The following is a 13,116-nucleotide window of genomic DNA, read 5'->3' on the forward strand; positions in this document are numbered from 1 at the left end:
TTACCTGGGGGCATCAAGGGCACAACAGGTTGAATCGAAAATGCGTCAGTGCGCGGCCTTCCAGGCCTTCACTTCGGCGTCGGTCATGACCCAGGCGGTCAGCAGCTGACCGTACAGGTCGAGCTTGTAGCGCACCGGGAATTTCTTGCCGGCCACGGTGACCGGATTCATCAGCAGCGTTTCCGTGCTGAAGATGCGCAGGCCTGGCGCCAGGCCAAAGGCCTTGCCGTCGAGCTTGGCGCGCATCGGGTCCGTATCTGTCGATCGCACGATTTCCATGCGGGCCATCATGGCATCCGCAGGGATCACGCGCACCGGCGCGCCGGGAATCGGCTGGGTTTCCTGCGCCATGGCGGGGGCCACGGACATCAGCAGCGTCGCGGCGCACGCGACCAGCGACAGACGCGAAAACAGCTTGGGCATGAAGGCTCCGGCAAAAGTGGCGAGCGAGTGGAACTACAACGCCACCGGCGCCGGACGCGGTCACCGCGGTCCCGAAAACGGCCGGCATCGCGCTGGCAGGATAACCCGCGATTCTACCCTTTTGTCCCCGGAGCGGGGGACGGTGGCCGGGCCCGGTGTGGCGTATTCAGAACAAGGAGGAGGCTTCCTGCAGCACCCGCTGCTTGGACACCGTACCCATCAGTTCGCGGCCGGTGGTGTCGCGGACCAGCGGAATCCGGTTGATGCCATGGACCGAGAAAATCTCCAGCGCGTCACGCAGGCGCGAATCCGGCGTCAACGACGGAAAGCCGAGGTCGCCGAGGTCCAGCAGATTTGCCGAGGGTGCATCGCGTTGGGCGCGCTGGACGGCGTGGATCGAGATTGCCCCGATCAGCGCGCCGTCGGCATTGACCAGATAGAGGTAGCGCGTGCCGGTCTCGGCAAACTTGTCGGCGGCCTGGGCCACGCTGGCGCCGGGGTCGATGACGGTGTCGGTCGGGTCGCACAGGCCCGCCAGCTGGAGCCTGCGGGCGCGCTCGGCAGCCGCGGAGGCCTGCTCGCGCTCCACCACCACGCTGTAGAGCGACAGGGTCTGGCAGCGTGACGCCGTGTAGTAGGCCGCCACGGCGCCGATCATCGACGGCAGCAGCAGCGCCGGGGCCAGCGTCATCTCGAACACCATCAGCACCGACATCAGCGGCGCCTGGCTGGTAGCCGCCAGGAACGCGGTCATGCCGACCAGCGGCAGCACCGGGGTCATGCCGCCACCGGGCACCAGCATCGCCAGCAACTGGCCAAGCGCCGCGCCGACGAACAGCGACGGCGTGAAGACACCGCCCACCGCGCCCGAACCGATGCTGGTCACGGTGGCCACGAGCTTCGCCACGAGCACGCCCCAGACCGGCACCGACAGCGGATGGCCCTGGAGGATCGTCTGGATCGTGAAGTAGCCGTTGCCGACCACCTCCGGCACCACGATCGCCAGCATCCCGACCAGTGCGCCGCCGAGCGCCAGACGGGCGACCGGGCCACCGGGCACGTGACGGAAGCCGTTGCGTGCGATCGTGGTGGCGCGCATGAACAGGGCACCGGCCGCGCCGGCCAGCACGCCGAGCAAGACCGCTGCCATCAGCATCTGCGGGCGCAGGTCGGGTTCGATATGGAGGCCGGGATAGAGCGGTTGCAGGCCGCCATGCCACTGGCTGACCATCGCCCCCGCCACCGAGGCCAGGAACAGCGGCATCAGTCGCTGCACGGCCAGTGCGCCGAACACGACTTCGGCAACGAAGACGGCGGCAGAAAGCGGCGTGTGATAGACCGAGGCCAGGCCGGCTGCCGCGCCGCAGGCGGTCAGCATCCGGCGCATATTGGTGTCGCCCGAGGTGTGGTCGGCGCGCGCCGACGGGAACAGCGAGCCGCATAGCGCCGCAAGCTGGATCATCGCGCCTTCCTTGCCGACCGAACTGCCCGAGATGATCGAGCAGAACGACGACAACGAGCGCAGCAGCGTGATCTTCAGCGGCAGCTGCCCCGTGCCGCGAGATACCGCGTCCATGTAGTCGGCCGGGCCGGGCTCGGCGGCAGCCAGGCGGTTGGCCACCACGAGCAACGCGCCGGCCAGCGCGCCGCCAAGTGCGGGGATCACTACGCGCCAGGCGACGGCGAGCCCGGCGAACACCATGACGATGTCCGCCTCGGTGCCGAACATGACCAGCCCGCTCGATTCGAGCGCGGTCTTGAATAGCGTCGTGACGATGCCGGCCAGGATCCCCACGGGGATGGCCGCGAAAAGCGTGACTTCCTGATCTTCGAGAAAACGGAGCCGCATGGCGATGAGCGGTGACGGTGGGGGGGGCGGGCCGGGTGGCCGCAATGATAGCGCAGCGCCACCTCGATATCGTATCGCTCCGGGTCTCTCGCCGGACTGGTACACTACGGCCCTTTCCTGATCGGAGACGGGGGCAATCGACCTGTCCCGCCGAACCTGACCCTCAGGTAACGGTTTTCTACCCGAGCTGCCCCACGATTGGCGCACTTTCTTGCGCGACGGGCGGCCGAAGCGTCATTTCATGTCTTTTTCCGAACTCGGCTTGTCCGACAAGCTGGTGCGTGCCGTGGCCGAACAGGGCTACACCACGCCGACCCCGATTCAGGCGCAAGCCATTCCCGCAATTCTCAAAGGTGGCGATCTTCTTGCCGGCGCGCAAACCGGCACCGGCAAGACGGCAGGTTTCACGCTGCCGATGCTGCAGTTGCTCTCCGAATCCGCCGCGCGTGCCAATGGCGGCAATGCGCCCCGCGGCGCGCGCCCGAACGTGCGCGCGCTGGTGCTGACGCCCACGCGTGAACTGGCCGCGCAGGTCGAAGAGAGCGTGCGCAACTATGGCAAGTATCTGAAGCTGCGTTCGATGGTGATGTTCGGCGGTGTCGGCATCAATCCGCAGATCGAAGCGCTCAGGCGCGGTGTCGACATCGTGGTGGCCACGCCTGGCCGTCTGCTGGACCATGTGGCGCAGCGCACGATCGACCTCTCGCACGTGGAACTGCTGGTGCTCGATGAAGCCGACCGCATGCTCGACATGGGCTTCATCCACGATATCCGCAAGGTCCTGAACGTTCTGCCGCCCAAGCGGCAGAACCTGCTGTTCTCGGCCACGTTCTCGGACGAAATCCGCGCGCTGGCCGATCGCCTGCTGGACAACCCGGCGTCGATCGAGGTGGCACGCCGCAATACCACGGCGGAAACCGTGGCGCAGCGCGTGTTCCCGGTCGACCGGGAGCGCAAGCGCGAACTGCTGGCCCATCTGGTGCGTCAGCACGACTGGCATCAGGTGCTGGTGTTCACGCGTACCAAGCATGGCGCCAACCGGCTGGCCGAACAGCTGACCAAGGACGGCCTCTCCGCGCTGGCGATCCACGGCAACAAGAGCCAGTCGGCCCGTACGCGCGCGCTGACCGAGTTCAAGGCCGGCACGCTGCGCCTGTTGGTGGCCACCGACATCGCCGCACGCGGCATCGACATCGACCAGCTCCCGCACGTGGTCAACTTCGATCTGCCTAACGTGCCCGAGGACTACGTGCACCGTATCGGCCGTACTGGTCGTGCCGGCGCCGAAGGCGAGGCGATCTCGCTGGTCTGCGTGGACGAGCACGGTCTGCTGCGCGATATCGAGCGCCTGATCAAGCGCCAGATCGAACAGGTGCTGCTGCCCGGTTTCGAAGTCGATCCGAGCATCAAGGCCGAGCCGATCCAGAAGGGCCGGCAACAGCAGCGTGGCGGTCAGCCGCGCGGCAACGGCCAGGGGAGTGCCGGCAACGGTGGCGAGCGCCGCCAGCCGCGCGCCGCGCAAGGTGAGCGTCAGGAAGCGCCGCGCCAACCGCGTCCGGCGCAACCGGCGCGTGGCGAGGCCCGTAACGGCAATGCCGGAGGCAGTGGTAATGCGCCGCGTACCGGGCAGGGAGGTGGGCGCGGCAACGGCCACGCCAATAGCGCCGCCAAGGGCACGGCCAAGGGCAATGCGCAGGGCAATGCGAACGCCAGGGGTGCGAACCCGCGTCCGCAGCAAGCGCGTCCGGCTCAGGACAACACTGCCGCACCGCCCGCTCGCAATCGTCGGCCGGCCCCGCAGGCGGCCCTGCTTGGCGGTGGCCGCAAGCCCGCCCACTGATCGCATCCATCATGAGCGAGCCGGATCGTCCCTCGTCGACCGATGACGTCCCCTACGCGGGACTGACACCCGAGTGCATCCTCGATGCGCTCGAGGCGGCGGGGTTCTATCCGGATGGGCGCCTGCTGGCGCTCAACAGCTACGAGAACCGTGTCTGGCAGGTGGGCATCGAGGATGCCGCGCCGGTCGTCGCCAAGTTCTATCGGCCGGGCCGCTGGACCGATGCAGCGATCCTTGAGGAACATGCATTCGTGCAGCAGCTGGCCGGTGCGGAAGTGCCTGCTGTGCTGGCCCTGGCGGCCAACAGCGGCGACCAGCCCGGCACCACGCTGTTCACGCACGAGGGCTTCCGCTTCGCGGTGTTCCCACGCTGCGGGGGCCGCGAACCGGCGCTCGACAAGGCCGCAACCCGCACCTGGCTCGGGCGCTTCATCGGCCGTATTCACGCCATCGGCGCCACCGCGCCATACCAGGCGCGGCCCGCGCTGGATATCGACACCTTCGGCATTGCATCGCGCGACTATCTGCTCGCGCACGACTGCATTCCCGCCGACCTGCTGGCGCCCTGGCGTGCAGCGGCGGACCTCGCGCTGGATGGTGTGCGCCGCAGCTATGAGCGTGCCGGAGACGTTCGCCTGTTGCGTCTGCATGGGGATTGCCATCGCGGCAACGTGTTGTGGATCGACGAAGAGGATGCACGCGGCCGGGGCACACCCGGGCCGCACTTCGTTGATTTCGATGACAGCCGAATGGGACCGGCCGTGCAGGATCTGTGGATGCTGCTGGAGGGAGACCGTGCGGCGATGCAGGACCAGTTGGCCGACGTCGTGGCGGGTTACGAGGACTTCGCGGAATTCGATGCGAGGGAGCTCTGGCTAGTCGAGGCGCTTCGCACGCTGCGCCTGTTGCACTACAGCGCGTGGCTGGCCAGCCGATGGCGCGATCCCGCCTTTCCGGCCGCGTTTCCGTGGTTCGGCACGGCGCGCTACTGGCAGGATCGCATTCTGGAGTTGCGCGAACAGATCGCGCTCATGGACGAGGCGCCGCTCTGGGCCTGAAATCAGCCCAAAGCCGCGCCGTCATGGAACGGCTTGGCCCGAACGGGCCGGTCTTCAGCTTTTTTCCGGCTTGACCATGATTACCGGGCATCCGGCGTGCGCCAGCACGCGGCCCGCGACCGAACCAATCACCGCATCAAGGAACGAGCCACGTCCGTGGGTACCCATGACGATGGCGCCCGCGTCGACCGACTTCGCATAGGCCACGATCTTCTCCGGCGGGAAGCCGTGCAGCGCGTGCTGCTCGAACGGCACCTTGGCTGCCGACAGGATTTCGCAGACCGATACCATCGCCTTGCCGCTCTCTTCCTGGTGCCAGGCGTCGATGGTTTCCTTGCTGACAAATGCGCGTACCTGCCCGGTTACGTCGGGCGTGACGTGGATGACGTGAACGGTGAAGCCGGTCTGCAGCAGTTTGCCGTCGGCAAGAAAGCGCGCTGCCTCGTCGCTGAAAGCGGAGCCGTCGGTGGCAAGTACGATTTGGGGCATGTTTGGATCTCCTAATAGAAAGGTCTGCAACTGCAAGTTTCCATCATGGCACGTGCCTGATGCTACACCTCTAACTTAGGTCAATTCCCGTTGAATTTTTTAAAGATTTCATGATTGTCATCTGCGCTGGGAGACTCTGCGGCCACAGATCTCCGGTGTCTGGTGTCGTTCGGAACTGGTGCAATCCAGCGGAAACAAGTCTGCAACATCCGAAATGTCCGCATGATGGTCTGGAAATTTCGAAGCGCATCGCTGGCGCCTTCCACATCCGGCCCATGACCTGACGACCTATGCTCTCCGCACATTCGTTTCATCGGAGAAATCGTATGTCCAATGCGCTCGTAATCGACAATCATCCTGGTGTACGCGCGGCGGCTTCCGCCGCGTTGATGGAAGGCATGGGCTTCGAGGAGGTCCGCCTGGCCACAACTGCCATTGAAGCCTTGGAGGAACTGCGCACAAGACAGCGCCCCGACCTGGTCATGGTAGACCTCGATCTCGGTGACCTGCCGGGCGATGCCGTGGTGGAGGAGGTGGTGTCCCATCACCCGACAACGCGCGTGCTGGTGCTGTCAGCCGCAGCCGGCGCTGCCGAACGTGCGTTGCTCAGCGGCGCGCACGGATATGTCGACAAGGGCAACGGCATCGACGGCATCGAGCATGCCGTGCGCGCGGTCATGAGTGGCTATGCCGCATTTCCGCTGGCCCTGCTTACGACGATTCGCCGCGCGGCCAACGCGCCGGTCGATCCAATCTATGTCTTGAGCCGACGCGAGCTGACCGTCATGCGTTTCCTTGCGGCCGGGCATTCCAACAAGGCGATCTCCGTGGTGCTCGGTATCAGCAACAAGACCGTGAGTTCGCACAAGGCTAGCATCATGACCAAGCTGGGGTTCCGTTCCCTGATCGATCTGGCCGAGTTTGCGCGGCGGCATCATCTGGCCTGCTGACAGGGCTTGGGCGATCGTGCGATCGGGCGTGCAGCGCCGGCCTCGGCTTATCCGGCATAATCCCAGCGATTCGCCGCCGCTGCAGTGGCGGCACCACACTGGACTGGGACTGGAAGAGGCACATGAAGGCGCGCAAGGCGGGGAGGTCAGACAACGCTCGCGAGGCAACCGGCAACGACGCGGAAATGGGCGAAGGCTGTCCGCTGCACTGGTTCGATGCGGACCTCGGCGCGTTCGACGACCTGGAACGGCGCGTTGCCGAGCATCCCGCGGACTTCTTTGCCGGGCAGGACTTCGATCCGGTCGGTGCCTGCGCGACGCGCGAGGCGTCCTTCGCCTCGGTCCAGATTCCGGAAAATCCGACCGCGCCGCAGCAACACGCGGATCATCTGCTCAACGATGTGTTCCGGCATGTGATGCCCGTGGCGTCACCAACGTTCGTCGGTCACATGACGTCGTCGCTGCCATCGTTCATGCCGTCGCTGGCCAAGATCGTGGCGGCGCTGAACCAGAACGTGGTCAAGCTTGAAACGTCGGGCGCATTGACGGGGCTGGAGCGTCAGGTGATCGGGATGCTGCATCACCTGGTCTTTGCGCGGGACGACGCGTTCTACGCGCAATGGCTGCACAATGCCGAGCACTCTCTCGGGGCATTCTGCGCGGGCGGCACCACGGCCAATCTGACCGCGCTCTGGGCCAGCCGCAACAACACGCTGCGCGCACGCGACGGCTTCGCGGGCATCAATCAGGCAGGGCTGGTAGCGGCGCTGCGGCACTACGATTACGCCGGGCTGGCGATCATCGTGTCGGAGCGCGGCCATTACTCGCTACGCAAGGCGGCGGATATCCTCGGTATTGGTCGCGAGAATCTGGTGCCGGTAGGCGTCGATGAAGACGGGCGGATGCGCGTCGACCTGTTGCGCGAGACCTTGCGCGATCTTCAACAACGCAACATCCGGACACTGGCGATCGTTGGTATCGCCGGCACCACTGAGACCGGCGCGGTGGACCCGCTCGATGCCATTGCCGATGTGGCGCAGGAGGTCGGCTGCCACTTTCACGTGGATGCTGCGTGGGGCGGTGCCACGCTGCTCTCCGAACGCGAGCGCGCGCGCTTTGCCGGGATCGAGCGCGCGGATTCTGTCGTCATCGACGCGCACAAGCAGTTCTATGTGCCGATGGGCGCCGGCATGGTGCTGTTCCGCGATCCGGCGTGGACGCAGGACATCATTCAGCACGCAAACTACATCGTGCGGAAGGGCTCGGTGGACCTGGGGCGCCATACGCTCGAAGGGTCCCGCGGGTCGGCAGCCGTCATGCTCTATGCGAACCTGCACCTGCTTGGACGCAAGGGGCTGGCGAAGCTGATCGATACGGGCATCGACAACGCAAAGTACTTCGCGTCGCTGATCGAACAGCAGCCCGACTTCGAACTGGACAGCCGGCCGCAACTTTGCATCCTCACCTATCGCTATGTGCCGGCGCCGGTGCGGGCGGCGTTGCTTTCGGCCTCGCCCGAAAAGCGCGAACAACTGCTCGGGGCGCTCGACGCGCTGACCATCAATATCCAGGAAATGCAGCGCGACGCAGGCCGCTCGTTCGTGTCGCGGACGCAGTTGACGTCGTCCCAGTGGGGTGGGCGTCCGATCGCGGTGTTCCGTGTGGTGCTGGCGAATCCAGATACGACGCACGAGATCCTGCAGAGCCTCCTGGAAGAGCAACGTGGGCTGGCGATGCAGAGTCCGATACTGCCGGAGTTGATGGCGTTGGTTGGCGGCTAAGAGGCGCTATCAAAATGATTCTGGCGTCGTTGCGCGGCCTTGGCCAGTCTACTTGTACTGTCTGCGGCCGCGCGCCTAGCCAGAACCGCTTCGCTTCATTTTGATAACGCCTCTAAGGGAGTTCGGCTGCAACCTATGGCGGCTGGACAGCCTCCTTGCAGGTAACTCGTGGCCTTCTGCTCGGCATGACTGACTCTCTTCAAGGGCGACCTGCGTGGCGCTGCCCGTGCCCGCAAGTTGTCCGAGGCCACGATCCGGAACATGAAGCAGAACCTCGGCTTCGCTTGCGTCCACAACGCCCTGGGCATTCCCTTGGCTGCGGGCGTCCTGTAGGCATTGACCGGACTGCTGCCTGCCGTTCCTGGTGATCGCCGCGCTGGCAGTGAGCCTCAACTCTGCGCCGGTAGTGACCAACGCATTGCGGCTGGGTAGGGCGAGGATGTAGAGGGGGCGGGTTCCCGGGTGCCGGTGGTAGCAGAGACCGTCGGCGTGTTCCAGCGCCCCAAAGAAAAAAGCCGCAATCCCGTGAAGGACTGCGGCTTTTTAAATAGATGGTGGCGAATCAGGGACTCGAACCCCGGACCTGCGGATTATGATTCCGTCGCTCTAACCGACTGAGCTAATTCGCCAACGAAGACCGCAATTATACCTGTGCCTTTTAGGCTGTCAACACCTTTGTGACAACTTTCTGCAAGCCTCGGTGGCTGCCTAAAAAAACGGCAGGCGCGAGGCCTGCCTGGGAAGCGGAGACCAGCCTGCCGGCTGGCCATCCTGAGCGAAGGTTCACCGACTGGCGATCAGTCGTTCGCGTAGATATCCACGTCCTTGGTCTCGCGGACGAACAGCGCGCCCAGCACGAAGGTCATGGCCGCGATGATGATCGGGTACCAGAGGCCGTAGTAGATGTTGCCGTTCTGCGCCACCAGGGCAAAGGAGATCGTTGGCAGCAGGCCACCGAACCAGCCATTGCCGATGTGATACGGCAGCGACATCGACGAATACCGGATGCGGGTCGGGAACATCTCCACCAGCATCGCGGCGATCGGGCCGTAGACCATGGTCACGTAGATCACCAGGATAACCAGGACCACCAGCACCATGATCGTGTTCATCTGCGCCGGGTCTGCCTTGGTCGGATAGCCGGCCGCGCTCATGGAGTCGCTCACTTCCTTCTTGAACGCCGCGATCTGCTTCTTGCTGGCGTCGTCGAAGCTGTGGCCGCCGGTCACCGTGGCGTCGAAGGCCTTGATTTCCTTGTCGCCGATCTTTACCGAAGCCATCGTGCCGGCCGGGGCCTGCACCACTTCATAGCTGGCCGATGCCTGGGCCAGCGTGCGCTTGACGATATCGCACGAGCTGCGGAAGTCGATTTCGCGAGCGATCGGACTGCCCTGGAACGAGCAGGTCTTCGGATCGGCCGTGACCACGATCTGCGCGGTCTGCTGCGCACGTTCCAGCGCCGGGTTGGCGTAGTGGGTCATCGCCTTGAACAGCGGGAAGTAGGTCAGCACGGCCAGCGCGCAGCCCAGCATGATGATCCATTTGCGGCCGATCTTGTCCGACAGCGAGCCGAAGAAGATGAAGAACGGCGTGCCAATCACCAGTGCGCCGGCGATCAGCAGGTTGGCCGTCTTGGCGTCCACCTTCAGCACCTGCGTCAGGAAGAACAGCGAGTAGAACTGGCCGGTGTACCAGACCACGGCCTGGCCGGCGGTCAGGCCTACCAGCGCCAGGATCACGATCTTCAGGTTGCGCCATTGACCGAATGCCTCGGTCAGCGGGGCCTTCGAGGTCTTGCCCTCGGCCTTCATCTTCTGGAAGGCCGGCGATTCGCTCATCGACAGGCGGATATACACGGACATGCCCAGCAGCAGGATCGAGACCAGGAACGGGATGCGCCAGCCCCACGTGTCGAACTGCGGGCCCGTGAGTTCACGGCACAGCAGAATGACGATCAGGGACAGGAACAGGCCCAGTGTGGCGGTGGTCTGGATCCAGGCGGTGTAGGCGCCGCGCTTGCCGTGCGGAGCGTGTTCAGCCACGTAGGTGGCTGCGCCGCCGTACTCGCCGCCGAGCGCCAGGCCCTGCAACATGCGCAGTGCAATCAGGATGATCGGTGCGGCCCAGCCGATCGTGGCGTAGCCGGGCAACAGGCCGACGATGAATGTCGACAAGCCCATGATCAGGATTGTCACCAGGAAGGTGTACTTGCGGCCGATCATGTCGCCGAGACGGCCGAACACCAGTGCGCCGAACGGGCGCACGATGAAGCCTGCTGCGAACGCCAGCAGCGCGAAGATGAATGCGGAAGTGGGGTCGAGGCCCGCGAAGAACTGCTTGGCGATCACCGCCGCCAGCGAACCATACAGATAAAAGTCGTACCACTCGAACACCGTGCCGAGCGACGAGGCGAAAATGACCTTCTTCTCCTCGCGCGTCATCGGCGCATTGTGGGCTTTGCCGCCAGGCATTGCCACGTTTTGCGCGTTTGCCATTGTTGTCTCCTCCGTCTGTCGAAAGGGTCCCCGGTCTGGCCGTGTCTTGCGCTTGAGGTATCCGCGCGTGCCGGCCTCTGCACCGAAGCTGCAAAGGATTGTGGGAGGCGAAACTTACTGAGTTCTGACAGAGTTCCCGCAAAACGTGCCGGATTCGTCGGGGTATACGCTAGACGTTTCGAGGCTGCTTTCAGCGGAGTATTTGCTGCGTTGCGTCGGTCCGAAACCGCAAACCGCATGGCTTGTGGGGTGCGCGGGAATCTTGCTTTGCAGCATTGGCGCACGTGACGCGGCATGGTCATCGAATTGCCCCTTACGAGGGGTGCCGCGTGTTTGCGTCAGGATCGGCCGGTGGGATTGGTGGGTGGTGCGGGATGGGTCTCGGCGTCTGGCGTCTCGCTGTCGAGTTCGCGATCCACCCGATTCATGTGCCAGGCGTAGAGCGCGGCCATTGCTACATATACGATCAGCGCGCCCTGCGCGGCCGCCCAGAACGAGAAGGGCCAGCCGAAGAAGTCGAAACGCAGTTCGCGTGCGAACCAGGCGACGACGAACGTCACGACGAACCAGATCACCAGCAGCACGGCGATCCAGCGCAGGTTGTGGCGCCAGGCAAGCCGCTCGCGCGGCGTCATGCGGTCGGGCGGGGCTTTCCTCATGTGTTGGTCTCTTCCGGCGGCGCGCGGCGCAGCGTCACGTGGAACCGGGCACCGGCCAGACGAGGCTCGGTCTGGTACACGTTGTCGTCGATGGATACTTCGCCGCCGTGCTGCTGCACGATCTCGCGCACGATGGCCAGCCCCAGGCCGCTGCCTTCGGTGTTGGTGCCGAGCACACGATAGAAACGCTCCATCACGCGTCCGCGCTCGCTCGGGGGGATGCCCGGCCCGGTGTCTTCCACATCGAGATATGCGAACGGCTCGAATGCATCGGCGATGACGCGCACCGTGGCATGTCCGCCGGGTGGCGTGTAGCGAATGGCGTTGTCGACGAGGTTGTTGAGCATCTCCGTCAGCATCACGCGATTGCCCGTGACCATCACGGGGTGCTCGTCGCCTTCCAGGCCAAGGTCGATCTGCCGCGCCCATGCCTGGGGCAACAGGTCCTTGACCACGTCGCGCGCCAGCGCGGTCAGGTTTACCGGCGTCATGCCGCCTACCCCTGCCAGATTTTCCATGCGTGCCAGCGACAGCAACTGGGTAACCAGATGCGCGGTGCGTTTGGAGCTGCCGGCGATCTGCGCCAGCGATCGATGCAGTTCCTCCGGTGATTGCTCGCGCTGGGCCAGTTCCGCCTGCATGCGCAGACCCGCGAGCGGTGTCTTCATCTGGTGTGCGGCATCGGCGATGAAACGCTTCTGTGTCTGCACCGACTGCTCGAGTTGCGACAACAGGTCGTTGAACGATGCTACCAGTGGCGTGATTTCCTGCGGCGCGGCGCGCTCGTCGATCGGGCTCGTGTCGCCGGGATTGCGCGCGCGGATGCGCTGCTGGATCGCGGTCAGCGGTGCCAGCCCCCGCGTGAGGCCAAACCACACCAGCACCACCGCGAGCGGCAGGATCACGAACTGCGGCAGGATGACGCCCTTGATGATTTCATTGGCCAGCCGCGCGCGCTTGTCCAGCGTCTCGGCCACCTGCACCAGCACGGGCTGGGCGCCGTTGACGTTCTTCAGGTCGACGTAGGTATAGGCGACACGCACATCGTTGCCGGCCACGCGATCGTCGCGCAGCGATACCAGCCCGGCATGTCCCTCTTCGTCCTCGGACGGAAGCGGCAGGTCGTGATCTCCCGCCACGTACTCGCCGTGCTTGCCTACCACCAGGTAGTAGATGTTGTCGGTCTCGTCGGCGCGCAGGATCTCCCGCGCGGACAGTGGAAGCTGCAGCGTGACGCGGCCGTTGACCTCGCGCACCTGCTGCGACAGCACGATGGCGCTTGCTTCTAGCGCGCGGTCGAACGGCCCGTTGGCAATCGACTTGGCGACGAGGTATGTGACGGCGATGCTCATCGGCCAGAGCAGCAGAAGCGGCGCCAGCATCCAGTCGAGAATCTCGCCAAACAGCGAGCGGGGCGCAGGGTGCGCCGAGGTTTCTTCGAGGTGCGGCAGGGCGTCGGCCAGCGCCTGGTCTTCGGCCGCGGCATCGGCCAGCGTGGGCCGGGTGGGGTCCGTCGCGCGTGCGGGGCCCGCGGCGGAACGGCGTCGCCACGGCAGTCGCAGCAGGCTCATG

At 65.0% G+C, this 13,116-nt stretch carries 10 protein-coding genes, 1 tRNA gene and 1 pseudogene; 5 read left to right on the forward strand and 7 right to left on the reverse strand.

The window, feature by feature from the left end; translation table 11 throughout:
- Positions 1–45: 45 nt before the first annotated feature.
- Positions 46–423 carry a hypothetical protein gene (locus B2246_RS27910; protein ID WP_286882475.1) on the reverse strand — a complete coding sequence of 126 codons (378 nt, stop codon included), beginning with the start codon at positions 421–423 and terminating at the stop codon, positions 46–48.
- A 166-nt stretch (positions 424–589) separates the two neighbouring features.
- Positions 590–2,272 carry a ClcB-like voltage-gated chloride channel protein gene (locus B2246_RS27915; RefSeq protein WP_186425969.1) on the reverse strand — a complete coding sequence of 561 codons (1,683 nt, stop codon included), beginning with the start codon at positions 2,270–2,272 and terminating at the stop codon, positions 590–592.
- Positions 2,273–2,513: 241 nt separating this feature from the next.
- Here B2246_RS27915 and B2246_RS27920 point away from each other — a divergent pair, with 241 nt between their 5' ends.
- Both B2246_RS27920 and B2246_RS27925 read left to right on the forward strand, forming a co-directional pair.
- Positions 2,514–4,112: a DEAD/DEAH box helicase gene (locus B2246_RS27920; RefSeq protein ID WP_186425970.1), complete on the forward strand. Its 1,599-nt coding sequence runs from the start codon at positions 2,514–2,516 to the stop codon at positions 4,110–4,112.
- A gap of 11 nt (positions 4,113–4,123) precedes the next feature.
- Complete coding sequence (locus tag B2246_RS27925; protein ID WP_286882474.1) at positions 4,124–5,170, forward strand: serine/threonine protein kinase; 1,047 nt, start codon at positions 4,124–4,126, stop codon at positions 5,168–5,170.
- Positions 5,171–5,224: 54 nt separating this feature from the next.
- Here the strand turns inward: B2246_RS27925 and B2246_RS27930 are convergent, their stop codons facing one another.
- Entirely contained in the window at positions 5,225–5,659 is a 435-nt protein-coding gene (locus B2246_RS27930; protein WP_008647920.1) for a universal stress protein, read from the reverse strand.
- A gap of 326 nt (positions 5,660–5,985) precedes the next feature.
- On the opposite strand from B2246_RS27930, the gene B2246_RS27935 reads away from it, so the two are divergent.
- From B2246_RS27935 to B2246_RS27945, 3 genes and pseudogenes are all read left to right on the forward strand, one after another.
- Positions 5,986–6,609 (forward strand): response regulator transcription factor, encoded by a 624-nt coding sequence (locus tag B2246_RS27935; protein WP_008647919.1) that lies wholly within the window; start codon positions 5,986–5,988, stop codon positions 6,607–6,609.
- Positions 6,610–6,731: 122 nt separating this feature from the next.
- Positions 6,732–8,390 (forward strand): pyridoxal-dependent aspartate 1-decarboxylase PanP, encoded by a 1,659-nt coding sequence (gene panP / locus B2246_RS27940; protein ID WP_286882473.1) that lies wholly within the window; start codon positions 6,732–6,734, stop codon positions 8,388–8,390.
- Positions 8,391–8,579: 189 nt separating this feature from the next.
- A pseudogene (locus tag B2246_RS27945) lies at positions 8,580–8,835 on the forward strand (copper-transporting ATPase); the annotation flags it as partial.
- Between the two features lie 107 nt (positions 8,836–8,942).
- On the opposite strand, the gene B2246_RS27950 reads toward B2246_RS27945, so the two are convergent.
- The 4 genes from B2246_RS27950 to B2246_RS27965 all read right to left on the reverse strand — a co-directional run bounded on the left by B2246_RS27950 (position 8,943) and on the right by B2246_RS27965 (position 13,115).
- A tRNA-Met gene (locus B2246_RS27950) sits at positions 8,943–9,019 on the reverse strand.
- A 168-nt stretch (positions 9,020–9,187) separates the two neighbouring features.
- Complete coding sequence (locus B2246_RS27955; protein ID WP_035881396.1) at positions 9,188–10,885, reverse strand: MFS transporter; 1,698 nt, start codon at positions 10,883–10,885, stop codon at positions 9,188–9,190.
- Between the two features lie 338 nt (positions 10,886–11,223).
- Positions 11,224–11,544 carry a DUF4212 domain-containing protein gene (locus tag B2246_RS27960; RefSeq protein ID WP_035881397.1) on the reverse strand — a complete coding sequence of 107 codons (321 nt, stop codon included), beginning with the start codon at positions 11,542–11,544 and terminating at the stop codon, positions 11,224–11,226.
- Positions 11,541–13,115 (reverse strand): sensor histidine kinase, encoded by a 1,575-nt coding sequence (locus B2246_RS27965; protein ID WP_035881398.1) that lies wholly within the window; start codon positions 13,113–13,115, stop codon positions 11,541–11,543. Before B2246_RS27965 ends, B2246_RS27960 begins: the two co-directional genes overlap by 4 nt.
- Position 13,116: the final 1 nt, after the last annotated feature.

It is taken from the genome of Cupriavidus sp. UBA2010 (assembly GCF_002335265.1).
Taxonomy (GTDB): domain Bacteria; phylum Pseudomonadota; class Gammaproteobacteria; order Burkholderiales; family Burkholderiaceae; genus Cupriavidus; species Cupriavidus metallidurans.